This is a genomic window from Burkholderia sp. BCC1638 (assembly GCF_902833195.1).
Taxonomy (GTDB): domain Bacteria; phylum Pseudomonadota; class Gammaproteobacteria; order Burkholderiales; family Burkholderiaceae; genus Burkholderia; species Burkholderia diffusa.
In genome coordinates this window covers 143,254-167,547 of the sequence record NZ_CADFEC010000002.1, presented here as the reverse complement: position 1 = coordinate 167,547, position 24,294 = coordinate 143,254, and the positions used below count along the sequence as shown (strand labels likewise).

Below are 24,294 nucleotides of genomic sequence, written 5' to 3'. Positions count from 1 at the left end.
TCCCGTGAGGATTGCTTCATCGCGCCACCTCCGCGAGCGTCGCGTCGAGCGTGTCGCGCGTGCGTTGCGCGAGCCACGCGATGTCGTCGTCGCTCATCACGTACGGCGGCATCAGGTACACGGTCGTGCCGATCGGGCGCAGCAGCAGCTCGCGTTCCAGCGCGCGTTCGAAGAAGCGCCGCGAGAAGCCGCGTGCCGCGTCGCCGTCGAGCGCGACGTCGAAGGCGAATAGCGTGCCGCGCTCGCGCAGGTGACGCACCTGCGGGTGCGCGTCGAGCGGCGCGAGCGCGGCGCGCATCGCGGCCGACTTGCGCGCGTTGCTCGCGAGCACGTCGTCGCGCGCGAACAGGTCGAGCGTCGCGACCGCCGCGCGGCACGCGAGCGGGTTGCCGGTGTACGAATGCGAATGCAGGAAGCCGCGCGTCGTGTCGTCGTCGTAGAAGGCCGCGAACACGTCGTCGCGCGTGAGCACGAGCGACAGCGGCAGGTAGCCGCCGCTGATGCCCTTCGACAGGCACAGGAAATCGGGCCACACGCCGGCCTGCTCGCAGGCGAAGAAGGTGCCGGTGCGGCCGCAGCCGACCGCGATCTCGTCGGCGATCAGGTGCACGCCGAATTCGTCGCACAGCGCGCGCAGCCCGCGCACGTACGACGGATCGTGCATCGCCATGCCGGCCGCGCATTGCACGAGCGGCTCGACGATCAGCGCGGCGATCCGGTCGGCGCGTTCGGCGAACAGACGCCGCACGTCGTCGAGCGCGCGGCCCGCGACGTCGGCGGCCGTCTCGCCCGGCAGCGCGCCGCGTGCGTCGGGCGACGCGACCACGTGTGCATGGCGGATCAGCGGGTCGTACGCATCCTTGAACAGCGCGACGTCGGTCACGCCGAGCGCGCCGATGGTCTCGCCGTGATAGCTGTTCGCGACGCACACGAATTCGCGCTTGTCCGCGCGGCCGCGGTTGCGCCACGCGTGGAAGCTCATCTTCAGCGCGATTTCGACCGCCGACGCGCCGTCCGACGCGAAGAACGCATGACCGAGCGTGCGCGCGGTGAGTGCGTGCAGCCGCTCGGCGAGCTCGATCGCCGGCTCGTGCGTGCAGCCGGCGAGCATCGCGTGCTCGAGCGTGTCGAGCTGGTCCTTCAGCGCCGCGTTGATGTCCGGGTTCGCATGGCCGAACAGGTTCACCCACCACGAGCTGATCGCGTCGAAGTAGCGGCGCCCGTCGCGGTCGTACAGCCACAGGCCCGCGCCGCGCGCGACAGGGATGAGCGGCAGGCGCTCGTGGTGCTTCATCTGGGTGCAGGGATGCCAGACCGCGCGCAGGCTGCGCGCGACCCAGTCGTCGGTGGCTGGCGTACTCAAGGCAACTCCGGGGGTAAAACGGCGGCGGGCATCGAACGGGATGCCGCGCGGCGACGGACGGAAAACGCGCTGAGATTAGCGTGTTCCGCCGCACGTTGCACTACCGGTTACAAACACCGCAAAGCCTTGCTGGGCGGGAGTTCGGCGCAGATGCGAGGTGCTCGGGACGGTACGCGCCAGAAGCCCAGAAATGACCGCAGATGACGACGTTCGAGTGAGACCCCCCGACAGAAAAAAATCGTGGGCAGGCGGATGCCGACGGGCGAAAAATCGGGGCGGGAAGCGCGACGCGACGTGCACGGTCGCCGGCGAATGGCGCGCGGATTCCGGCGCGGCCGGGGTTCAGGAAACGCCCGAAAACGACCCCGGACGGCGTTGCGGGCCAGGCGCTCTTCGGGCGGCACATGCGGCCGCGTGAACGGGCGTGCGAACGCCGCCGCGGGCCGCGGCGCGCGTTCATGAAACGGAGAAGGGGGAAGGGGAGAGACGCGGGCAGCGCCCGCCCCGGAGCGCCGCGGCTCGCGCGTCAGCGCGAAGCCAGTGCGCGCGAGTTGGCGCTGCCGTCGTCGGCCGTTTGCGTCGCGTTCGCGTTCCACACGACGCGGTCGTTGACCGCATACAGCCGACATGCGCCCGCACCCTGCTTCGAGCAGTTGTCGAGCGCGAGCGCCATCGGATCGTCGCCGCCTTCGGCCCACGACCATGCGCCTTCAGCGGACACCGCGAATGCACGGCTCGGATGCTGGTTCAGGAAGCGGCGATAGCCTTCGCGGCCGGCTTCGTCGAGGAACGGCACGGCGTCGACCGCATCGATCGACGCATAGCCGGTCGCATTCGGTTCGTGCGGGTTGGCGACCGCGTAGCGCACCGAGGTCGGCAGATTCAGGTCCGCGAGGAACGCATTGACGGCCGGCCACCACACGGGCACGCCGTCGCGATCGACGATCAGCCGGTGCGCGTCGTCCTTGTAGCGGCCGAAATCGATGAATTGCGCCTGCGTGCCGTGCGACACGTACGCGTCGTGCATCTGCGCGACGAGCGCGGGAGTCCACACCGAATCGTTGTCGCCGTACAGCCACAGCGAACGTACAGCCGTATGCGCGCCGTAATGGTCGAACGCATCGACGAGATTGCGCTGCCAGCCGTCGCACAGATCCTGGCGCAGCCCGCCGGAGAAGTTGATGATGCCGCGCACGCCGGGCGCCGCTTCGGTGCCGTACGCGACCGACACGAGGCCGCCGTGCGACGTGCCCGCGACCACGATGCGCGACGCATCGACGTACGACTGGCGCGACATGTAGCGGACCGTCGCGTCGACGTCGGCGGCCTGCGTGAGCCCGTTCTTGCCGACGTTGCAGCCTTCCTGCTGGTACGAGCCGCCCGACCCCGCGAAACCCTGGCGGTTTGGCGCGATCACCGCATAGCCGCGGCGCACGAATTCGCGCGCGAACGCGAGCGGCCGGCTGCGCGGCTGCTGATGGAGGTCACCGGTGTTCTTGCCGTGGTTGAAGACGACGAGCGGGAAGGGGCCGGGGCCGTTCGGCTTGAACAGCGTGGCCTCGAGCATCACGGCGCCCGAGGCATCGGCCGGAATGCTGATGATTTGTTCGTTGAGGTTGGCGGCGACCTGCGGGAGGCCCGAATCGCCGTAATCGAAGCGCTCGGCGTGGGCGAGCGAGCCGCCGGCCGTGGCCGCGCCGGCGTTTGCGCCCGGCAGCGCACCGGCCTGAGCGGCCGACAGCGCACAGGCCGCCATCCATCCCACCAATACCTTGCTGAACGCCATTCGTAAGCCCTGCCATGCAACATGACCAATCTGAGGGCCATCCTAGCCCGACAAATTCAGGTTGTGCAATGCGGGAATTACCCGGCGTCTGACATGGCAACTATTTATCAGCGTTCACTTACTTCGCCGTCGACATAGCGCCAGAAACCGTGCTCGTCGCGGGTGAACCGGCTCGTCTCGTGGAGCCGGTACGCCCGCCCGCCGACCTTGTAGCGGGCCACGAATTCGACCTCCGCGTGCCGTTCGTCGAGCGGCGCATGGCGCTTGATCGCGAGGCCGAGCCAGCGCGGCGCGTCGGGCGCATCCGGGTCCGCATCGAGATCGGCCGGACAGGTGCGCGCGTCCCAGGTCGCGCGCAGGTAGTCGGTCGCGCCGAGCACGTACGCGCTGTACCGCGAGCGCATCAACTCGAGCGCGGTCGGCGCGGCTTCGCCGTCGTCGATGAAGCGGCCGCAGCAGGCCGCATAGCGCGGCGCCGGGGCTTTGCCGGCAGGCGCCGGGGACGCGCCGCCGCACGGGCACGCGTCAGGTCGGTTCAAAATCATGCGAATCGCGAATTAACGACGTCGGGTTGTGATGCCGGCTCACCAACTGAGCTCGACGCCGTCGTACTGGAAGAAACGGCCGTTGGACTGCGAAACGTCCGCGCCGGCCTCCGCGATCACGCGGCGCATGCCGGTCACGCTGGTTTCCGGATCGATCGCGGCCTGCGCGCCGCCCATGTCGGTGCGCACCCAGCCGGGATGGAGCGAGATGCATGCGGCGTGGCGCGTCTGCAGCGACGCGATGCGCAGCACGTCGTTCAGCGCGGCCTTGCTCGCGCGGTACAGCCAGCCGGTCGTGCCGGTCGCCTCGGCGATGCTGCCCATCCGGCTCGAGACGACGGCCAGCACGCCGCGCGCGTCTTCGACGAGCGGCAGCAGGATCGGCAGCAACTGCATCGGCCCGCGCACGTTCGTGTGCATCACCGCGTCGAAATCCTCGGCGCCGATGGTTTCGACGCCTTCGGTGCGCGGCCCGTACACGCCCGACACGAGCACGGCGGCGTCGAGCCGTTCGCCGTCGAGCTTCCAGCCGAGCGCCGCGATCTGTTCGGGCTGCGCGATGTCGAGTGCGTGCGCGTGCGCGCCGAGTTCGCGCAGCGCGGCGAGCGACGCGTCGTCGCGCGCGGTCGCGATCACGTTCCAGCCGTCGCGCCGGTATTGCCGGACGAATTCGCGTCCGAGGCCGCGCGATGCGCCGACGATCAATACGGTTTTCATGTTCGCCGCTCCTTCGCAGTGCACCGCCGTCGCGGCAGTGTCGGTGTCAGATCAGTTCGATGCCCGTCGCGGCCGGGCGCGCGATGCGTCTTCGGCCGCGACGGCGCGGGCGTACGTTACTTCGCGTCGTCGCACGGCTTCAGCGTGTCGGCGACCGCCTGCGCGACGTCGTCGAGCCGTGCGGCATCCGCCGCGACCATGTCGTTGTCGGGCGCGTGCTGGCCCCGCGCGGTCAGCGCCGCGACGCAGCGCTTGTAGGTCGCATCGAGCGCGTCGAAGTTCGACACGGACATCCCGAGGTTGCGCATCCGCCCGTCGTGCACGCCGTACACGAGCCCGTGCACCGTGAGCGACTGGCCGCGCGCCCACGCGTCGTTGACGATCGTCGTGCGGCACACGTTGACGACCTGCTCGATCGAGTTCAGCTCGATCAGGCGGCGATAGCGCGCCTCGCCGACCGGCCATTCGTCGAGCAGCGCCGCGTGGCGCTCGCGCACGTCCTGCACGTGATGCAGCCAGTTGTCCGCGAGGCCGACGCGGCGGTTGTGGAGCGCCGCGTTCACGCCCGAGCAGCCGTAGTGGCCGACGACCATGATGTGCTTCACGCGCAGGATGTCGACCGCGAACTGGATCACCGACAGGCAGTTCAGGTCGCTATGGACGACGACGTTCGCGATGTTGCGGTGCACGAACACTTCGCCCGGCGGCAGGCCGATGATCTGGTTCGCGGGCACGCGCGAATCCGAACAGCCGATCCACAGATATTCCGGCGCCTGCTGGTCGGCGAGACGCGCGAAGAAGTCGGGATCGTCGGCGAGCTGGCGCTTGACCCAGGCGTCGTTGTTGTCGAACAGATGTGAAAGCGGATTGTCTTGGGTATTCATCGGTGTGGATTCCGTTGGCGGAAAGCGGGTCGATAACGGGTTCGATTCGATTGGATCCGGTCGCGTGTCAGGCGGCGCGCTGCGCGTCGCCTGCGTCGTCACCGGCGTCCGGCGTCGCGTCGAAGCGCGCGGGGAAGCGCACGCTGAAGCGCAGCGACGCGTCGTACGGGAAAAAGTCGGGCAACTCGCCCTGCAACAGCTTGTCCTTGCTGGCCTGCCACAGCGCGGGCTCGAAAAAATCCGCGTGATGCTTCATGAAGACCGTCCGCACGCGCGGGTCGCCGAGCAGGAACGGTCCGTAGGTTTCCGGAAAGATGTCGTGCGGGCCGACGGTATACCACGGCTCGCCGGACAGTTCGTCTTCCTCGTTGCGCGGCGGCGGCACGCGCCGCACGTTGCAATCGGTCAGGTACTCGATCTCGTCGTAGTCGTAGAACACGACGCGGCCGTGACGCGTGACGCCGAAGTTCTTGTACAGCATGTCGCCCGGGAAGATGTTGGCCTTCATCAGCTCCTTCACCGCGTTGCCGTATTCCTTCACGCCGTGCTCGACGTCCGCGTCGGTGCCGTTCTGCAGGTAAAGGTTGAGCGGCGTCATCCGGCGCTCGATGTACAGGTGCTTGATCACGAGATTGCCGTCCTCGTATTCGAGCAGCGACGGCACTTCCTTCTCCAGCTCGCGCACGAGCGCATGGTCGAGCCGCGACAGCGGCAGCGCGACGCTCGAATACTCGAGCGTGTCGGCCATCCGCCCGAGACGGTCGTGGCGCTTCACGAGCTGGTACTTTTCCATGATCTGCGCGCGCGTCGTTTCCTTCGGCGGCGGGAAGTGATCCTTGATGATCTTGAACACGTACGGGAACGACGGCAGCGTGAACACGAGCATCACGAGGCCCTTGATCCCGGGCGCGATGATGAAGCGGTCGCTCGAATGCGACAGATGGTGCAGCAGGTCGCGGTAGAACAGGTTCTTGCCTTGCTTTTGCAGCCCGACCGACGTGTAGATCTCGGCCTTCGGCTTGCCCGGCATGATCGTGCAGAGGAAGTCCACGTAAGCGGACGGCACGCCCATGTCGACGAGGAAATACGAATGCGAGAAGCTGAAGATGATCTGCAGCAGGTCGCGGCGCAGCAGCACGGTGTCGAGCGCGAGCAGGCCCGGGCGCACGTGGCGGATCGGCACCGCGAACGGCAGCACGCGATCGGCGTTGATAATGCGGCCGACGATGTACGCGCTCTTGTTGCGGAAGAAGAGCGACGACAGCACGTGGATCTGGAAATTCGGCGCGGCGTCGAACTCGCCGAATTCGTCGGCGATCGCCTGCATCACGCAGCCGATGTCGCGCGTGAGATCCTCGAACGGCGGCTCGAGCTGGAAGTTCGTGACGATGCGCTCGAGCGTGGCCGCGAGGCCGTCGGTGCCCGGGTAGTACGCGCGATAGGTCGGCTTCGCGGCCGGCTCGTCGTTCTCGAGGTATTCGGTCGAGATCGCGGGGCGCACGAAGATGAAATCGTTGCTGAAATACGAGCGGTGCAGGATCTTGCAGCACACCGAATTGAAGAACGTCTCCGCGCACTCGGGCTGGCGGTGCGACGTGAGCAGGCCGATGTAGTGCAGCTTGATCTGCTGCCACACTTCGTCGTCGATGTTCTCCGCGTCGTATTCGTCCTCCAGCACCTCGACGCATTCCTGCACGCGATCGTCGTACGACGTGATCCGCTCGCGCGCCAGCCGCTGCAGGCCGTGCCAGTCGCCGCGCTCGAATAGCGTCTTCGCCTCGACGGCGGCTTCCCGGAAGATCCGGTAGTGGCGGTCGAAGTATTCGAGCATCGTCTGTGCGACGTCGAAACCGATCTGCGACGACAGCAGTTTGGGGAAGTGATTCATCGCGTGCAGGCTCGTTCGAGAGGGACTGTAAGCACTCGCCATTTTAGCGCCCAAGTCGGCGTTTCAATGACTTTCGGGGGCCGGCGCCAAGCGCCGTCAATGCGCGGGTTGTGCGCCGTTACATGCCGTTCGGTGCATCTTCGCGTAAAGATACGGGTACGGAATCGATTCTGACACGAACTTTTTTTGACCGTCCGGCGCCCCGCCGGGCACGCGTTTCGCGCGACGGCGATAGAATCGACGCGATGCCCGCCGCGGCCTGCCGCCCGCGCGCGCGCCCCGCATTCGCACGGGCATTTGCCCTGACAACGACGAGACGCCCCACCGATGAACGCACTGGAACACCAACTCGACTATCCCTTCGCCGACACGCTGCCCGCCGCGGGCGACACGTTCGAGGTCGCGCCCGGCGTGCGCTGGCTGCGCATGCCGCTGCCGTTTTCGCTGGATCACATCAACCTCTGGCTGCTGCGCGACGAGATCGATGGGCAGGCCGGCTGGACGATCGTCGACTGCGGGATCTCGTCGGATGCGATCCGTACGCACTGGGAACAGATTTTCGACACGCATCTCGACGGGCTGCCGGTGCTGCGCGTGCTCGTCACGCATTGCCATCCCGATCACTTCGGCCTCGCGAACTGGCTCTGCGAAGGCGGCGACAAGGGCCGCTGGAACGTGCGGCTGTGGATGACGCTCGGCGAATACATGTTCGGCTGCCTGATGGCGGCCGGCAACGGTTCGAACGCCGGCGGCGCGGCCGCGGCCGATCATTTCGCGCGCCACGGCCTGACCGATCCGGTCGCGCTCGAGAAGCTGCGCAGCCGCCGCAGCTACTACTCGGACCTCGTGCCGGCCGTGCCGCCGCGCTACCGGCGCCTGCGCGAAGGCGACGCGGTGAAGATCGGCGCGCGCACATGGCGCGTCGTCACCGGCTACGGTCATTCACCTGAACATTGCGCGCTTCACAGCGAAGCGGACGGCGTGCTGATCTCCGGCGACATGGTGCTGCCGCGCATCTCGACCAACGTGTCCGTGTTCGACCTCGAGCCGGAAGCCAACCCGCTCGCGCTGTACCTGGAATCGCTCGGCCGCTACGAGACGATGGCGCCCGATACGCTCGTGCTGCCGTCGCACGGCAAGCCGTTCCGCGGCGTGCGCACGCGCATCGCGCAGTTGCGCGCGCATCACGACGCGCGGCTCGACGAAGTGCGCGTCGCCTGCGCGGAAAAGCCGGCGAGCGCGGCCGACATCGTGCCGATCATGTTCCGCCGCCGCGAGCTCGACATCCACCAGATGACCTTCGCGCTCGGCGAGGCGCTCGCGCACCTGAACCTGCTGTGGCTCGCGGGCGAACTCGTGCGCGAGCAGGGCGACGACGGCGTGCTGCGTTTCCGTTGCGCGCGCTGAGCGCGCGTCGTCGCCGTCACGCGACGGGTTCGTAACGCCACCCGTCGCGCTGCCATTGCATCGTGTGCGTCGGTGCGAGCGCCGCGAGAAACGCGTCGTCGTGCGACGCGACCACGAGCGCACCGGGGAAGCCGGCCAGCGCGGCTTCGATTGCGCGCACCGATTCGAGATCGAGGTGATTGGTCGGCTCGTCGAGCAGCAGCAGCTGCGCGGGCGTGCCGCGCCACAGCGCACACGCGAGCGCGGCCTTCAGCCGTTCGCCGCCGCTCAGGCGGTGCACCGGCTGCGTCGCGCGCGCGGCATCGAGCTGCAGCAGCGCGAGCCGGCTGCGCAGGTCGCCTTCGGCGAGCGGCGTATCGAGGCGTCCCAACTGCTCGACGATCGAGCGTTCGGGGTCGAGCAACGCGAGCCGCTGATCGAGATACGCAGCGCTCACGTGCGTCGTGCACGTCCCGGCGCGCGGCGCGAGTTCGCCGGCGAGCATGCGCAGCAGCGTCGATTTTCCGCAGCCGTTCGGGCCCGTCAGCGCGATGCGCACGGGGCCGCTGGCCGACCACGTGATCGCGTCCGTGCGGCCCGCGGTGCGCCACGGCAATTGCGCGCGCTCGAGCGCGAACAGCTGGCGGCGCGCGCTCACCTCGGTGCCCGGCAGCGACACGAGCACCGGCGCGTCGGCTTCGACGCGCGCGGCTGCTTCCTGCACGCGCGCATCGAGCGTCGCCTTGCATTCGCTCTGGTGACGGCGGATGGTCCCCATGATGCTGCGAGCCGCCCCCTTGCGGCTCTGTCGCGCCATCGACGACAGGTTGGCCGTCTTCGCGTTGCGCAGCGAGCCGGCCGCGTGGCGCTGGATCGTGTCGTGTTCCTGTTCGAGCCGGCGCCGCGCGCGCCCGCGCTCGGTGCGCGCATGCTCGAGCGCGGCCTGCGCGGCATCGTGTTGCGCATCGCGTTGCGCGCGATACAGCGCGTAGTTGCCGCCGTATGCGCGCACGCCATGCGGGGTCAGCTCGACGATGCGTTGCACGTGCGCGAGCAACGCACGGTCGTGACTGACGACGACGACACCGGCGCGCCAGCCGTCCAGCGCGCCGCGCAGCCATGCACGGCCCGGCGCATCGAGGTGGTTGGTCGGTTCGTCGAGCACCAGCAGCCCGGCTTCCGACAGCAACGCGCCGATCAGCGCGACGCGCGCCATCTGGCCGCCGCTCAACGCATGCGCGGGCGTGTCGGCGCGCACGTCGTGCAGGCCGGCCGCGTCGAGCGCCGCGCGCAGCCGCTCGGCCAGGTCCCAGCGATCGCCGATCAGGTCGAAGTCGTGCGCCGTCGCGCGCCCGTCCGCGAGGCGCGCGAGGGCCGCGAGCGGCGCGTCGAGCGCGGCGATTTCCGCGACGCTCCGCGTGCCGGCCCGCGCGTCGTCGTGCTGCTGCGCGACGTAGACGACCGGCGTCTGCCGGTCGATCGTGCCCGCGCTCGGCGTGCGCCGGCCCGCGATCAGTTGCGCGAGCAGGCTCTTGCCGACGCCGTTGCGGCCGACGATGCCCGTCGGCGTGCGATCGATGGAAAGGTCGAGCGAATCGAACAGCGTGACGCCGTCGTCGAAGCGGAAAGAAACGTGATGAAGCGCGACGAGCGCGCCGGTCGGCGTGGCAGCAGCCATAAGCACCTCCGAAAATGCGTGAAACCCTTCGCGCGGCGTGCGTGGCACGGCGGCGAAAACATTTTTTGGAAGGCTTAGTTGTTCACTTTGGCTGGCGTCCGGTATGAGGAATGAGCGCGCAGTGTAGCAAGCGCGGCGCGCGGGCCGCAAGCGACGGGCGAGCGTGCCGTCGCTTGCGCGCCACGTGCGGTTACTGCACGGCGACCGCCGCGAAGTTCTGGCGGCCGAACGGGCTGACGTGATAGCCGCTCACGTTCGCGCGCGTGAGCGCGGCTGCGGTCGGGTAGCCGAGCGGAATCCACAGCGCCTGGTCGTGGATGATCTTCTGCGCGGATTCGTACAGCTTCGCGCGCCTGGCCTGATCGGCGGTCGCCTTGCCGTCGGCGATCAGCTTGTCGAGCTGCGCGTCGCAGAAGCGCGCGAAGTTGATGCCCGACTTCACCGCGTTGCAGCTGAACAGCGGCGACAGGTAGTTGTCCGGATCGCCGTTGTCGCCGGCCCAGCCCATGAACAGCATGTCGTGCTGGCCGAGCTTCGCCTGCTTGATCAGCTCGCCCCACTCGATCACCTTCACCTCCGCCTTCACGCCGATCTTCGCGAGATCGGCCTGCAGCAGTTCCGCGCCGGCCTTCGGGTTCGGATTCAGCACGCTGCCCGTCGGGCGCGTCCAGATCGTCGTCGAGAAGCCGTTCGGGAAACCGGCCTGCGCGAGCAACTGCTTCGCCTTCGCGGGATCGTACGCATACGGCGCGACGTCCTTCGCGTAGCTCCACGTGTTCGGCGGATACGGGTTGTTCGCGGCCGTCGCCGTGTTGTCGAACACCACCTTCAGGTAGGTCGCGCGATCGAACGCGAGGTTCAGCGCCTCGCGCACCTTGTCGTTGTCGAGCGGCTTCTTCTGCGTGTTCAGCGCGACGAACGCGGTCATGAACGCGGGCGTCTGCACGACCTTCAGCGCGCTTTCGCCCTTCGCGGCGAGCACGTCCTGCGGCTTCGGCGACAACGCGATCTGGCATTCGCCGGCCTTCACCTTCTGCATGCGCACCGACGCGTCGGGCGTGATCGCGTAGATCAGCCGGTCGACCTTCGGCTTCGTGCCCCAGTAGGCCGGGTTCACGTCGTAGCGGATCAGCGCGTCCTTCGTGTAGCTCTTCAGCACGAACGGGCCGGTGCCGATCGGCTTCGCGTTCAGGTCGGCCTGCTTGCCGGCCTTCAGCAGCTGGTCCGCGTATTCGGCGGAGTAGATCGACGCGAAGCCCATCGTCAGGATCGGCACGAACGTCGCGTTCGGCTCGTTCAGCACGAACTTCACCGTGCTGTCGTCGACCTTCGCGACCGACTTCACGAGCTTCACGAGGCCCATCGACTGCGCGTGCGGGAAGCCGCTCGCGCCGGCGACCTTGTGCCACGGGTTCGCATCGTCGAGCATCCGCGAGAACGTGAACACGACGTCGTCCGCATTCAGCGGGCGGCCCGGCTTGAAGTAGTCGGTGGTCTGGAACGCGACGTTCGGGCGCAGGTGGAACGTGTACGTGAGGCCGTCGGCGCTCGCTTCCCATTTGTCGGCGAGCGCGGGCACGACCTTCTTCGCGGCTTCGTCGTACGATACGAGCGTGTTGAAGATCACGTCGGCCGATGCGTTGGTCGTGACGAGCGAGTTGTACTGCACGACGTCGAAGCCGTCCGGGCTCGATTCCGTGCAGACGGTGAGCGGCTTGGCGGCGGCGAGGCCGGGAGCGGCGAGGGCGGCGGCGAGCGCGGCCGCGGCGAACAGCTTGACCTGCATAGGTTCTCCCTTGTGACTTGTGATTTTTTGCCGGGTGTCGGAATGCGGGCGCGGCCCGACAGCGGGTAGGCCGGCGCGGCTGGCGAATAGCATACCGTCAAAGCGCGCCGCGCGTGAAAAAAGGCGCCGGAACGCGGCGAGTTGAGCGAAAAACGGCTGCGTTCGCGACGGAATGCGTGTTGGGGCGGCGCAGCGGTGGGGGAGGCGAGGCAGGTGCAGCAGTGAATGGCGGGCGGGCGAGGCTGTTGCGGGGAGACTGCAAATTGAGGCGGGCCGGTGCGAATTTGCTGGGGCGGCGGAAGGGAGAAGCGGAGAAGCGGAGAAGCGGAGAAGCGGAGAAGCGGAGAAGCGGAGAAGCGGAGAAGCGGAGAAGCGGAGAAGCGGAGAAGCGGAGAAGCGGAAGGATCGCGGCGTGCGATCCGTGATACGGACAACAGAAGGAAGCGCCGCACGCGACGGGGCGGCGCGACAGACGCGCCGGACACCCGATGCACCCGATGCGCTCAGTGCGCTCAGTGCGCTCAGTGCGCTCAGTGCGCTCAGTGCGCGCCGGCTTTCGGCTTGCGCGGCGCCTTTTCGAACAGACGGTCGTAGAGCCAGCGCGGCAGCACGTGCAGCACCTTCGCAACGACGCCCATTTGCCACGGAATCACGCGGAACGCGTGCTGCCGGGCGATCGCGCGTGCGGCGCGGGCCGCGAAGCGGTCGGCGTCCATCAGGAACGGCATCCGGTACGGGTTGTGCGCGGTCATCGGCGTGCGGATGTAGCCGGGCGCGATCGTCACGACGCCGACGCCGGCCGGGCGCAGCTCGACGCGCAGTGCCTCGAGATACTTGATCGCGGCCGACTTGGACGCGCTGTACGCGCCGGAACCGGGCAGGCCGCGCACGCCCGCGACGCTCGCGACGCCGACCAGCGTGCCGTGGCGCGCGGCCGTCATCGGGCCGACGAACGGCTCGAACGTCGCGACCATCCCGTAATAGTTGATGTCCATCACGTTGCGGAACGTGGCGAGATCGCCTTGTCCCGTGACGGCGCCCTGGCTGATGCCGGCGTTCGCGATCACGACGTCGGGGCAGCCGTGCGCGGCGATGAACGACGCGGCGGCCGTGGCGAGCGCATCGGCGTCGCGCACGTCGGCGGAGTAGACGGAGACGGACAGCTTGGGAAAGCGTCGCGCGAACGCATCGAGGGCCTCGGTGCGGCGCGCGACGAGTGCGAGCGTGGCGCCCTGGCGGGCGTATTCCTCGGCCATCGCGAGGCCGAGGCCGCTCGACGCGCCGGTGATGAAGACCTTCAGCGGAGTTGTCATGCCGGCGCGCGGGCGGGGATCAGAGCTTCTTGTCCTGAACCTGCTTCACGAGGTAATCGAGCACCTGCGCGGTACCCGGAATGCTGTTCGTGTAAGCCGGACCCGTCTTGTACTTGCCCTGGACGACGACCGTCGGCACGCCGTCGATCGCGTAGTTCTTCAGCAACTCGGCCGATTGCTTCACCTGGCCCTGCACGCTGAACGAGTTGTACGCGTCCATGAACTGCTTCTTGTCGACGCCTTGCGTCGCCAGGAAGTCGGCTTGCGCCTGCGGCGTCAGCAGGTAGTTCTTCTGCTTGTGGATCGCGTTGAAGATCGCCGGCGTGACCTTTTCCGAGATGCCGAGCGCCGACACCGCGTAGAACAGCTTCGAGTGCGGGACGAAATCGTCGCGGAAGGCGACCGGCACGCGCTTGAAGTCGATGTTGTTGCCCTGCTTCTTCACCCAGGCCTCGATCGTCGGCTCGAATTCGTAGCAGTGCGGGCAGCCGTACCAGAAGAACTCGATGACCTCGACCTTGCCGGCCGGCGCCGACACCGGCTGCGGCGACTTCATCACCTCGAAGTCCTTGCCGGACACCGGTGCGGCCGGCGTTGCCTGGGCGAAGCCGGCGGTGGCCAGGCCCAGGGACAGAAGGAGCGTGCTAAGCAGTTTTTTCATGTTGTAGACGTCGAATCAGTTGCTCGGGTTACGAAACGTAACGGGTTCTGCGTGGGCGCGGCCGGTTGCTTACTGCTTCGTGAAACGGATCACCGCCGTGTCGACACCTGCATCGGACAGGCGCTGACGGGCCGAGTTCATATCCTCGAATTTCGAGAACGGGCCGACGCGCACGCGGAAATAGGTCACGCCGCTGACATCGCGCTTCGACACCTTCGACTCGAAGCCCTGGAAGCCCAAGCGCGCGCGCTGCTGCTCGGCGTCGCCTTCCGTCTTGTACGCGCCGACCTGCAGGAAGTAGCCGGTGTTCGCGTCGTTCGCGGTCGGCGGCTTCGCTGCCGCGGAGGACGTCGCGGACGGCGCCGGCTTCGGCGTGTTCGCGGCCTGTTGCTGTTGCTGCTGTTTCTGCGCGGCAGCCTGCTGCGCCTGCTTCTGCGCGGCGAAGCGCGCGAGGTCGTCCTCGCCGCCTTGCTGCTGTTGTTGCTGTTGCTGCGCCTGCTGCGTCTTCTTCGGCGGCGGCGTGTTGTCGGCCGGCTTCGGCGCGACGGCGACGCCGTTGCCCGACGACGCATTGTTCGACGCGGTGGTGTTGCTCGAGCCGGTCGTGCCGTTCGTGTTGCCCGACGGCGGCACTTCGACGATCTGCGGCTCGGGCAGCAGGCCGCCCTGGGTCTGGTTCGCGGCCTGGCCGGGCGCGGTATTGGGCGGCGCGGGCTGCGCGGCCTGCGGCACCGGCTGGCCGGGCGTCTTGCCTTGCAGCGCGCGGTTCGGGTCGAACTGCTGCGGCTGGCTCGCGCCGTTGTCGGCGGGCGGCGGCGCGACCTTCGACACGAACGGCGACGGCGAACGCGTGATGTAGAGCGCCACCACCACCGCGATCGCGAGGCCGACGATCAGGCCCAGCACGATTCCAAGAAATGTCCCTCCGGCTTGTTTCGATTGCTTCGAAGTTCGGCGTGGTTGTGCCATTGCTTGAGTCACCTGCAAAAAGAATCGTGAAAAGGCCGCGGCGGGCATCCGACGGCGGCGCCCGCTGCGGCCATTCGCAGCCCGGTTCGGGCCGCTTACATCTTGGCGGGCGCGGACACGCCGAGCACCGCCAGACCATTCTCGAGCACCTGCCGGGTCGCGGCGAGGAGCGCGGCGCGCGCGTTGCGCGGCGCTTCGTCGTCGACCAGCACGCGCTCCGCATTGTAGAACGAGTGGAATTCACCAGCGAGATCGCGCAGGTAGAACGCGACCGCGTGCGGCGCCAGTTCGTTCGCCGCGTGCGTGAGCATGTCCGGATACTCGGCGAGCTTCTGCATCAGCGACACGGCCTGCGGGCTCGTGAGCTGCGACAGGTCGGCGCCGGGCAGCTGCGCCGCCTCGACGTTGTAGCGCGACTTCAGTTCGTTGAGCACCGAGCAGATCCGCGCATGCGCGTACTGGACGTAATAGACCGGGTTCTCGTCGTTCTGTTTCAGCGCGAGGTCGATGTCGAACACGAATTCGGTGTCGGCCTTGCGGGAGATCAGGAAGAAACGGACCGCGTCGCGGCCGCGCGTGATGGTCGCCTCGTCGATCAGGTCGGGTGCCGCTTCCTGGCCCGGCGCCGCGCCGCCCGACCATTCGATCAGGTCACGGACCGTCACGTAGCTGCCCGCGCGCTTCGACAGCTTCACTTCCTGGCCGTCGCGCATCACGGTGACCATCTTGTGCAGCACGTAGTCGGGATAACCCTTCGGAATGCCGACGTGCAGGCCCTGCAGGCCCGCGCGCACGCGCGCGATCGTGCCGTGGTGGTCCGAGCCCTGGATGTTGATCACCTTCGTGAAGCCGCGCTCCCATTTCGTCACGTGGTACGCGACGTCCGGCACGAAATACGTGTACGTGCCGTCCGACTTGCGCATCACGCGATCCTTGTCGTCGCCTTCGTCGGTCGTGCGCAGCCACAGCGCGCCGTCCTGCTCGTAGGTCATGCCGGCCTTGATCAGCGCGTCGACCGTCTTCTCGACCCGGCCTTCGCTGTACAGCGACGACTCGAGGTAGTACTGGTCGAATTTCACGCCGAATGCCTGCAGGTCCATGTCCTGCTCGTGACGCAGGTACGCGACCGCGAACTTGCGGATTGCGTCGAGATCGTCGATGTCGCCCGCGCCGGTGACCGGTTCGCCGTCCTTCGCGGCCACCGTCTCGCGGTTCAGGTAGTCGCGTGCGATGTCGGCGATGTATTCGCCGTTGTATGCGGCTTCCGGCCAGCCCGCGTCGCCCGGCTTCAGGCCGCGCGCGCGCGCCTGCGTCGAGATCGCGAGGTTGCCGATCTGCACGCCGGCGTCGTTGTAGTAGAACTCGCGGTGCACCGCGTAGCCCTGGCTCGCGATCACGTTCGCGAGCACGTCGCCGAGCGCCGCCTGGCGGCCGTGGCCGACGTGCAGCGGGCCGGTCGGGTTGGCCGACACGAACTCGAGCAGCACCTGCTTGCCCTTTTCGCGCTCCGACGTGCCGAACGCGCGGCCCTGGTCGAACACGGCGGCGATCACCGCCTGTTTCGCGGCGGCCGTCAGGCGCAGGTTGATGAAGCCGGGGCCGGCGATTTCGGCCGCGTCGACGAGCCCTTGCGCGGCCGGCTGGGCCGTGAGGGCGGCGACGATCTTCTCGGCGAGCTGGCGCGGGTTCGTGCCGAGCGGCTTGGCGAGCTGCATCGCGACGTTGCACGCGACGTCGCCGTGCGCGGCGACCTTCGGGCGCTCCAGCGTGATGGCAGGGGTGACGAATGCCGCGTCGGCGCCTTTCAGCGCGTGTGCGACCTGCGTGACGCTATCCGCGAGCAGGGCTTCGAGGGTCTGTTTGTGTGCTGGCAGCATGCTGGTAGAAGGCTTCGTTGGTGGCGGCCGGAAACGCCGGCCGGCCGGCGCGCTTTTTAAGCGCGCGTTTCAGGGATCGCAGAATTTTAACAGGTGCTAATATGCCGCTCAGGCGCCCCGCGTCCGCGAGGCCGGACGCCGGTCTGCCGGCGTCCCCCAACTGCGCCGCGCGGGCACAACAAGATGAAAAGGGAATTGTCATGATTACGTTCAAGAGCAAGGCGGCACAGGATCTCGACGTGCTGAAGGATTTCGCCGTATACGTGCTGGGCCTCGTCGGCAAGCAGCTGGGCGAACGCGGCGTCATTACGCACGACGAACTGGACCACGCGATCGCCAAGCTGGAAGGCGCTGTCGCGCAGGCGAAGCAGGAGCGCGCCGAGCACGCGGGCCATTTCCACGAGGACGAAGACGACCACGCGCACCACGAAGTGCCGCCGAGCCTGGCGCAGCGCGTCGCGCCGTTCCTGTCGATGCTGCGTGAAGCGAAGGCCGGCGAGGCCGACGTGCACTGGGGCTTCTGAGCTTCGTTGCCCGGCCGACGCGGCCGCAGGATTGATCAGGCAAGAAAAAGCCCGCGCGACGCGGGCTTTTTATTTGTCTGATCAAAAGGCGGCGAGGCCGCCCCGGTCGGACATCGATCAGAGCTGCGGCGCGAGCGCGCGGCGCGCGTCGTCGAGCGACAGGGCCATGCGTTGCGCGTAGTCCTCGAGCTGATCCTGACCGATTTTCCCGACCGAGAAATACGTGCTGTCGGGGTGCGCGAGGTAGAAACCCGACACGCTGGCCGCCGGCAGCATCGCCAGCGAATCGGTCACGCTCATGCCGATCTCGTTCGCCTGCAGCACGTCGAACATGTCGCGCTTCACCAGGTGGTCGGGGCACGCCGGGTAGCCGGGCGCCGGGCGGATGCCCGCGTACTTTTCGGCGATCAGCGCATCGTTGTCGAGCGTCTCGCCGCTCGCATAGCCCCACAGCTCGCGGCGCACACGCGCGTGCATCGCCTCGGCGAACGCTTCCGCGAAGCGGTCGGCCAGCGCCTTCAGCATGATCGCGCTGTAGTCGTCGTGGTCGGCTTCGAACTGCTTTTCCTTCACGTCGACGCCGAGCCCGGCCGTGACCGCGAACATCCCGATGTAGTCGGCGACGCCCGATTCCTTCGGCGCGATGAAGTCGGCGAGCGAGCGGTTCGGGCGCATCACGCCGTCGACCACCGGACGCACGCTCTGCTGGCGCAGGTTGCGCCACGTCATCAGCACTTCCGAGCGCGATTCGTCGGTGTAGATCTCGATGTCGTCGTCGTTGACCGTGTTCGCCGGCAGCAGCGAGATCACGCCGTTCGCGGTCAGCCAGCGGCCCTGGATCAGGCGCGCGAGCATCGATTTCGCATCCGAGAACACGCGCCGCGCCGATTCGCCGACGATCTCGTCGTTCAGGATCGCCGGGTACGGGCCCGCGAGGTCCCAGGTTTGGAAGAACGGGCCCCAGTCGATGTAGTTCGCGAGCTCGTTCAGGTCGTAGTTCCGGAACACGCGGCGGCCGATGAACTTCGGCTTCACGGGCTGATAGCCGGCCCAGTCGATCTTCGTCTTGTTCGCGCGCGCTTCGGCGAGCGTGACCATCGGCTGCGCCTTGCGGTTCGCGTGCTGGTCGCGGATCCGTTCGTAGTCGGACTTCAGTTCGTCGAGGTACTTTGCCGCGCCTTCGTCCGACAGCAGGTTCGACGCGACCGACACCGAGCGCGAGGCGTCCGGCACGTAGACGACGGGGCCTTCGTAGTGCGGCGCGATCTTCACGGCCGTATGCACGCGCGAGGTCGTCGCGCCGCCGATCAACAGCGGAATCTTCTTCACGCGGAAGTAGTCGTCGCGCTGCATCTCGGACGCGACGTACGCCATTTCCTCGAGGCTCGGCGTGATGAGGCCCGACAGCCCGATGATGTCCGCGCCCTCGACCTTCGCCTTCGCGAGGATCTCGTTACACGGGACCATCACGCCCATGTTGACCACTTCGAAGTTGTTGCACTGGAGCACGACCGACACGATGTTCTTGCCGATGTCGTGCACGTCGCCCTTCACGGTCGCGATGACGATCTTGCCCTTCGCACGCACGTCGCCGCCCGCTTCCGCGAGCAGGCGCTTCTCTTCCTCGATGAACGGAATCAGGTGCGCGACCGCCTGCTTCATCACGCGCGCCGATTTCACGACCTGCGGCAGGAACATCTTGCCCTGGCCGAACAGGTCGCCGACGATGTTCATCCCGTCCATCAGCGGGCCTTCGATCACGTTGATCGGGCGGCCGCCGGCCGCGGCGATGGCCGCGCGCGCTTCTTCCGTATCTTCGACGATGAAGTTCGTGATGCCGTGCACGAGCGCGTGCGCGAGGCGCTTCTCGACCGGCTGATTGCGCCACTCGAGGTTCTCCTCCTTCTTCGCGGCGCCGGTCTTGAACTTGTCGGCGATCTCGAGCAGACGGTCGGTGGAGTCCGCGCGGCGGTTCAGGATCACGTCCTCGACGCGCTCGCGCAGCTCCGGGTCGAGATCGGCATACACGCCGAGCTGCCCCGCGTTCACGATGCCCATGTCCATGCCCGCCTGGATCGCGTGATACAGGAACACGGTGTGGATCGCCTCGCGCACCGGGTCGTTGCCGCGGAACGAGAACGACACGTTCGACACGCCGCCGCTCACCTTCGCGTACGGCAGGTTCTGCTTGATCCAGCGGGTCGCCTCGATAAAGTCGACCGCGTAGTTGTTGTGCTCCTCGATGCCGGTCGCGACCGCGAAGATGTTCGGGTCGAAGATGATGTCTTCCGGCGGGAAGCCGACTTCGTTCACGAGGAAGTCGTACGAGCGCTTGCAGATTTCGGTCTTGCGCTCGTAGGTATCGGCCTGGCCCGTCTCGTCGAACGCCATCACGACCGCGGCCGCGCCGTAGCGGCGGATCAGGTTCGCGTGGTGGCGGAACGCTTCCTCGCCTTCCTTGAGCGAGATCGAGTTCACGATCGCCTTGCCCTGCACGCACTTGAGGCCCGCCTCGATGACTTCCCACTTCGACGAGTCGATCATGATCGGCACGCGCGCGATGTCCGGCTCGGATGCGATCAGGTTCAGGAAGCGCACCATCGCCGCCTTCGAATCGAGCATCGCCTCGTCCATGTTGATGTCGATCACCTGCGCGCCGTTCTCGACCTGCTGGCGCGCGACGGCGAGCGCCTCGTCGAACTGGCCGTTGAGGATCATCCGCGCGAATGCCTTCGAGCCGGTGACGTTGGTGCGTTCACCGACGTTGATGAAGAGCGTCCCGGACGTGACGTTGAACGGCTCGAGGCCGGCAAGGCGCATCATGTGATCGGTCATGGCGGTGCGAATTCGTATGAGGTAGGGCGGGCGTTGGGGCGGTCGGTCAGGCGGCGTCGCTGTACTGGCTCGGCCAGCGGCGCGGTTTCACGTCGGCGAGCGCCTTCGCGATCTCGGCGATGTGCTCGGGCGTCGTGCCGCAGCAGCCGCCCGCGAGGTTCACGAGCCCGGCCTGCGCGAATTCCTTCAGCAGGCCCGACGTGACGTCCGGCGTCTCGTCGAAGCCGGTGTCGCTCATCGGGTTCGGCAGGCCCGCGTTCGGGTAGCACGACACGTAGGTGTCGCACAGCTTCGCGAGCTCGGCGATGTACGGGCGCATCAGCGCCGCGCCGAGCGCGCAGTTCAGGCCGAACGTGAGCGGCTTCGCGTGGCGCAGCGAATTCCAGAACGCCTCGACCGTCTGGCCCGACAGGATGCGGCCCGACGCGTCGGTCACGGTGCCCGAGATCATGATCGGCAGGCGCTCGCCGGTGTCCTCGAACAGCTCGTCGAGCGCGAAGAGCGCGGCCTTCGCGTTCAGCGTGTCGAAGATCGTCTCGACGAGGAACAGGTCGACGCCGCCGTCGAGCAGCGCCTTCGCCTGCTGGTAATACGCGTTGCGCAGCTCGTCGAACGTGACGTTGCGCGCGCCCGGGTCGTTGACGTCCGGCGAGATGCTCGCCGTCTTCGGCGTCGGCCCGATCGCGCCCGCGACGAAGCGCGGCTTGGCCGGCGTGCTGTAGCGGGCGGCGGATTCGCGCGCGAGCCGTGCCGATTCGACGTTCATCTCGACGACGAGGTCTTCCATCCCGTAGTCGGCCTGCGCGACCGTCGTCGCGCCGAACGTGTTGGTTTCGACGATGTCCGCGCCGGCCGCGAAGTACTGGTCGTGGATCTCGCTGATGATCTGCGGCTGCGTGAGCGACAGCAGTTCGTTGTTGCCCTTGATGTCGCGCGGGAAATCCTTGAAACGCTCGCCGCGATACGCGGCCTCGTCGAGCTTGTAGCGCTGGATCATCGTGCCCATCGCGCCGTCGAGGATCAGGATGCGCGATTTCAGCAGCGCGGGCAGGTCGGCGCCGCGCGTGTAGGGCGCGTCGAGCGGGGCGGAAGCGGCGAGAGGGGTCGCGGACATGGCGGAAGAGCGGCGAAGACGGGAAAACCGTCATTGTAGCCGGTGCGCCGGGGCGCCGCCCGGCCCGCGCCAACAAACGAAAACCCCCGCCCGGCGAACCGGACGGGGGCTTGGATCGGAGTGCTCGCGGCGCCGCTCGAACGCGGCGAATGGCCCGGCGATGCGCCGGGCCGCGGGTCGTCAGTGCAGGACGACGGGCATCATCATCAGACTGTCGAACTGTCCGAGGAATTCGTCCACTTCGTCGAGCGACGGTTCATCCTCGATCAGCTGCTTCACGTGTGCGCGGAATCGCTCGGCGAGCTCGCCGTCGATGAAGATCTCGCGCTGCGCGTTCTTGTCGACGATTTCGTATCCGCCGGCATTCATCAGATGGTGGCCGGCCTGCGGCGCAAATTCGACGACGCAGTAGTTGGGGCTGTTGTAGATCATTTGCATGGCGGCACTCCTCTTCGCAGTGGCATCTGGCCTTGTTGTCCCGTAGGTGGGGCAGGCCTTGCCGGTTTCAAGGGGCTTGCGCTGCACACCCCGTTCTCCCGTTTGCGTGGGGTGTATCGGGTTAGAAGCCGATATCTATCAAACGTTTCTTATTGTGATCCGGTGCACCGAAATAGTTGTTAAAGAGTGTCATCGGCCATTTTGGCGAGAGCTTTAATCGGTCGAAATTGCCGATTGGTCGATCGTCACTGCACGGGCTGCGACGCTGCCGGCGGCTCAGCCGCTGGCGCCTGCTCGGCGGGCGCCAGCGCGGGTTGTGCCGGCTCCGCGGCCGGTGCGCTGGCAGGCGCGTTCGTTGCGGCTGGGTTCGTTGCACCTTGCGTCGCGCCATCGGCAGGCGCATCGGGCGGGGCGAGCCGGCCGTGCCACAGCAGCTCGATCTGCGAGCCGTTCGGTTCCGATTGTACGAGCCGCGCGGGCAGCCAGCCAAGCGACGGCGCGAGCCACATGTCGATGCGGCGCGTGTCGCCGTCGCGGCGCGGCAGCCGCATGAAGTGGCGTGCGCGGACGATGCCGGCCTGCGTCTGCACGTCCTCGTCGCCGATCACCGTGATCGGCCAGGTCTCGCCGTTGTTGTTGTCGATCACGAAAAACTGCTGCGTGACGCCCGGCTGATACGCGGACGGATTGCCGCGCACGAGCCCCGACAGCTGCATCAGCATGCTGAAGCGGTCCTGCACACCGTCGGGCAGCGGCGCGTTGTTCGGCGTGCGCGTGAAGACGACCTGGCGGATCTCGCGGTTGAAGATCGCGATGTCCTCGGGCCGTTTGCCGCGCTTCTCGACATAGCGGTCGGGCGCGACGCCGAATGCGTCGATGCGGCCTTCGCTGCGATAGCTGAACGGGCCGACGAACGGCACGGGCATCGACACCGACAGGTCGTAGGTGCGGCCGTCGGTGCGCCAATGAATCGTGCCGATCATGTTCTGCATTCCGTTGTAGAACGTGTCGTACTGCAGGTCGCCGGGCGGCGGCGGCGCGAACTTCACACCGCTCGTCGCGGGGCCTGGCGTCGCGGCACCGCCGGCTTCGCCGGCCGATGCCGCCTGCGTGCCGGATGCGCCTGCCGCGCCGCTCGCGGCGGAGGCGGCAGAGGCAGCGGCCGGCGGCGGCTCGCCTTGCTCGGCCGTCTGCGTCGACGTGAGAACCGGCTCGGGCGACGGCGCGGGCTTCGCCGCAGGCTTCGGCGCGGCGGGGGCCGGCTTCGCCGGCGCTGGCTCGGCGGGATGTTCGGTGGGCTTCGGCGCGGGCTGGCGTTCGATCGGCCGCGGCTTCAGCAGCTCGATCTGCACCGGTATCTCGGCGGGCGCGGGCGGCGTGAACGCATCGCGGCTGCGCGTCAGCCACAACGCCGCGAGCGCGTGCAGCACCAGCACGACGACGAGCGCGACGCCCACGCGCAGCCAGTGGCGGGGCAGGGCGTGACGAGGACGGGTGTCGGCAGGCGGCATCGGCGAATCGGAACAGGGTTGGGGCGGTCGCGGCGCGCGGCGCGCGTCACAGCCATCGGACCGCCGGGTGCGCCACGCGTTCGCGGTACATCGCGCGGGTGTCGCACGCCCCGCGTGTCAGGCGTCGCGCGCGTCCGGACTATAGCCGAGTTCGTAAGACAGTTTCTGCGCGCATGCACGCAGCGCGGTGTCCATCTCGCCGCCCCACGCGATGTCGAACATGCCTTCCTGGCCGAGCGCGACGATCGCGAGCGCGAGTTCGCCGACCGCATCGAACACCGGCATGCAGAACGCATGGATCGTCGGCAGCAGCATCCCTTCCACGCGCGCGGCCTGATGCGCGCGCACGTCGGCGAGCACCGCCTCGACCTCGTCGAGCGTGCGTGGGCCGCCGTGATGCGGCGAGCGGCGCGTATCGGCGAGCTCGCGTTCGAGCATCGCCGCGGTCTTGCTGCGCGGCAGGTACGCGGCGAACAGCAGGCCCGTCGCGGAGCCGAGCAGCGGCATCACGTCGCCGAGCTTCAGCGACGCCTTCGCGGGGTGGCTCGATTCCATCCAGTGCACGATCGTCGGCCCCTGGTTGCCCCACACCGCGATGCCGACCGTCTGGTCGACGCGGTCGCGCAACTCGGTCAGCGCGATCCGCGCGAGCTTCACGCCGTCGACGCGCGCGAGCCGCGCGAGCCCCATCTGCAGCGCGAAGCCGCCGAGTTCGTAGCGGCCCGACACGGGATCCTGCGACACGACGCCGAGCCGCGAGAAGCTGACCAGATAGCGGTGCGCCTTCGCCGGGCTCATGCCCGCGCGCTGCGCGAGATCGCGCAGCATCATCGCGCGCGGCTCGCTCGTCAGCACGTCGAGCAGGCGGAAGCCGACCTCGATCGACTGGATGCCGGAGCGGACCTTCTCGCCGCCTTCGCCGTGCTCGCCGGAGCCGGTGTCGTCGGTGTCGGAATCGGCGAGATCGTCGTCGGGAAGCGGGCTGGCGGGCATGGGCAACGGGGCGCGACAAGGCGGCA

At 67.8% G+C, this 24,294-nt stretch carries 19 protein-coding genes; 2 read left to right on the top strand and 17 right to left on the bottom strand.

Annotated features, from left to right (window positions below; translation table 11 throughout):
- Nucleotides 1-16: 16 nt before the first annotated feature.
- The 6 genes from bioA to aceK all read right to left on the bottom strand — a co-directional run bounded on the left by bioA (nt 17) and on the right by aceK (nt 7,183).
- Nucleotides 17-1,363: an adenosylmethionine--8-amino-7-oxononanoate transaminase gene (gene bioA, locus HWX22_RS02580; RefSeq protein ID WP_059523950.1), complete on the bottom strand. Its 1,347-nt coding sequence runs from the start codon at nt 1,361-1,363 to the stop codon at nt 17-19.
- A gap of 526 nt (nt 1,364-1,889) precedes the next feature.
- A complete protein-coding gene (locus HWX22_RS02575) occupies nt 1,890-3,149 on the bottom strand; it encodes a CocE/NonD family hydrolase (protein ID WP_175909226.1) in 1,260 nt (419 codons plus the stop codon).
- Between the two features lie 107 nt (nt 3,150-3,256).
- A complete protein-coding gene (locus HWX22_RS02570; RefSeq protein WP_175909228.1) occupies nt 3,257-3,694 on the bottom strand; it encodes a YchJ family protein in 438 nt (145 codons plus the stop codon).
- A 39-nt stretch (nt 3,695-3,733) separates the two neighbouring features.
- A complete protein-coding gene (locus HWX22_RS02565; protein WP_175909230.1) occupies nt 3,734-4,411 on the bottom strand; it encodes an SDR family oxidoreductase in 678 nt (225 codons plus the stop codon).
- A gap of 116 nt (nt 4,412-4,527) precedes the next feature.
- The gene (gene can, locus HWX22_RS02560; RefSeq protein ID WP_059691403.1) at nt 4,528-5,295 is read right to left on the bottom strand and encodes a carbonate dehydratase; all 768 of its coding nucleotides are present in this window, start codon (nt 5,293-5,295) and stop codon (nt 4,528-4,530) included.
- Between the two features lie 67 nt (nt 5,296-5,362).
- Nucleotides 5,363-7,183, bottom strand: a complete 1,821-nt coding sequence (aceK, locus tag HWX22_RS02555; RefSeq protein WP_175914995.1) for a bifunctional isocitrate dehydrogenase kinase/phosphatase — start codon at nt 7,181-7,183, stop codon at nt 5,363-5,365.
- Nucleotides 7,184-7,510: 327 nt separating this feature from the next.
- Here aceK and HWX22_RS02550 point away from each other — a divergent pair, with 327 nt between their 5' ends.
- On the top strand, nt 7,511-8,590 hold the full coding sequence (locus HWX22_RS02550) for an MBL fold metallo-hydrolase (RefSeq protein WP_175914994.1): 1,080 nt from the start codon (nt 7,511-7,513) through the stop codon (nt 8,588-8,590).
- Between the two features lie 16 nt (nt 8,591-8,606).
- Here the strand turns inward: HWX22_RS02550 and HWX22_RS02545 are convergent, their stop codons facing one another.
- From HWX22_RS02545 to argS, 6 genes are all read right to left on the bottom strand, one after another.
- Nucleotides 8,607-10,247: an ABC-F family ATP-binding cassette domain-containing protein gene (locus HWX22_RS02545; RefSeq protein ID WP_175914993.1), complete on the bottom strand. Its 1,641-nt coding sequence runs from the start codon at nt 10,245-10,247 to the stop codon at nt 8,607-8,609.
- A gap of 190 nt (nt 10,248-10,437) precedes the next feature.
- A complete protein-coding gene (locus HWX22_RS02540; protein WP_059691407.1) occupies nt 10,438-12,033 on the bottom strand; it encodes an ABC transporter substrate-binding protein in 1,596 nt (531 codons plus the stop codon).
- A 539-nt stretch (nt 12,034-12,572) separates the two neighbouring features.
- Nucleotides 12,573-13,346 carry an SDR family oxidoreductase gene (locus tag HWX22_RS02535; protein ID WP_059465877.1) on the bottom strand — a complete coding sequence of 258 codons (774 nt, stop codon included), beginning with the start codon at nt 13,344-13,346 and terminating at the stop codon, nt 12,573-12,575.
- A gap of 19 nt (nt 13,347-13,365) precedes the next feature.
- Nucleotides 13,366-14,007: a thiol:disulfide interchange protein DsbA/DsbL gene (locus HWX22_RS02530; RefSeq protein WP_175909238.1), complete on the bottom strand. Its 642-nt coding sequence runs from the start codon at nt 14,005-14,007 to the stop codon at nt 13,366-13,368.
- A 69-nt stretch (nt 14,008-14,076) separates the two neighbouring features.
- Nucleotides 14,077-14,976 (bottom strand): SPOR domain-containing protein, encoded by a 900-nt coding sequence (locus tag HWX22_RS02525; protein ID WP_059691408.1) that lies wholly within the window; start codon nt 14,974-14,976, stop codon nt 14,077-14,079.
- 95 nt (nt 14,977-15,071) lie between these two features.
- Nucleotides 15,072-16,853, bottom strand: a complete 1,782-nt coding sequence (argS, locus tag HWX22_RS02520; protein WP_059523968.1) for an arginine--tRNA ligase — start codon at nt 16,851-16,853, stop codon at nt 15,072-15,074.
- Between the two features lie 200 nt (nt 16,854-17,053).
- On the opposite strand from argS, the gene HWX22_RS02515 reads away from it, so the two are divergent.
- Complete coding sequence (locus HWX22_RS02515; protein ID WP_059819854.1) at nt 17,054-17,377, top strand: DUF1840 domain-containing protein; 324 nt, start codon at nt 17,054-17,056, stop codon at nt 17,375-17,377.
- 117 nt (nt 17,378-17,494) lie between these two features.
- Here HWX22_RS02515 and metH read toward each other — a convergent pair whose 3' ends face one another.
- The 5 genes from metH to HWX22_RS02490 all read right to left on the bottom strand — a co-directional run bounded on the left by metH (nt 17,495) and on the right by HWX22_RS02490 (nt 24,268).
- Complete coding sequence (gene metH, locus HWX22_RS02510) at nt 17,495-20,212, bottom strand: methionine synthase (protein ID WP_059523972.1); 2,718 nt, start codon at nt 20,210-20,212, stop codon at nt 17,495-17,497.
- A 46-nt stretch (nt 20,213-20,258) separates the two neighbouring features.
- Complete coding sequence (locus tag HWX22_RS02505) at nt 20,259-21,326, bottom strand: homocysteine S-methyltransferase family protein (RefSeq protein ID WP_059523975.1); 1,068 nt, start codon at nt 21,324-21,326, stop codon at nt 20,259-20,261.
- 180 nt (nt 21,327-21,506) lie between these two features.
- On the bottom strand, nt 21,507-21,764 hold the full coding sequence (locus HWX22_RS02500; RefSeq protein WP_006477667.1) for a DUF3567 domain-containing protein: 258 nt from the start codon (nt 21,762-21,764) through the stop codon (nt 21,507-21,509).
- Nucleotides 21,765-22,009: 245 nt separating this feature from the next.
- Nucleotides 22,010-23,275, bottom strand: a complete 1,266-nt coding sequence (locus HWX22_RS02495; RefSeq protein WP_175914992.1) for a DUF3108 domain-containing protein — start codon at nt 23,273-23,275, stop codon at nt 22,010-22,012.
- 117 nt (nt 23,276-23,392) lie between these two features.
- Entirely contained in the window at nt 23,393-24,268 is an 876-nt protein-coding gene (locus HWX22_RS02490; protein ID WP_059523979.1) for an IclR family transcriptional regulator, read from the bottom strand.
- Nucleotides 24,269-24,294 lie beyond the last annotated feature (26 nt).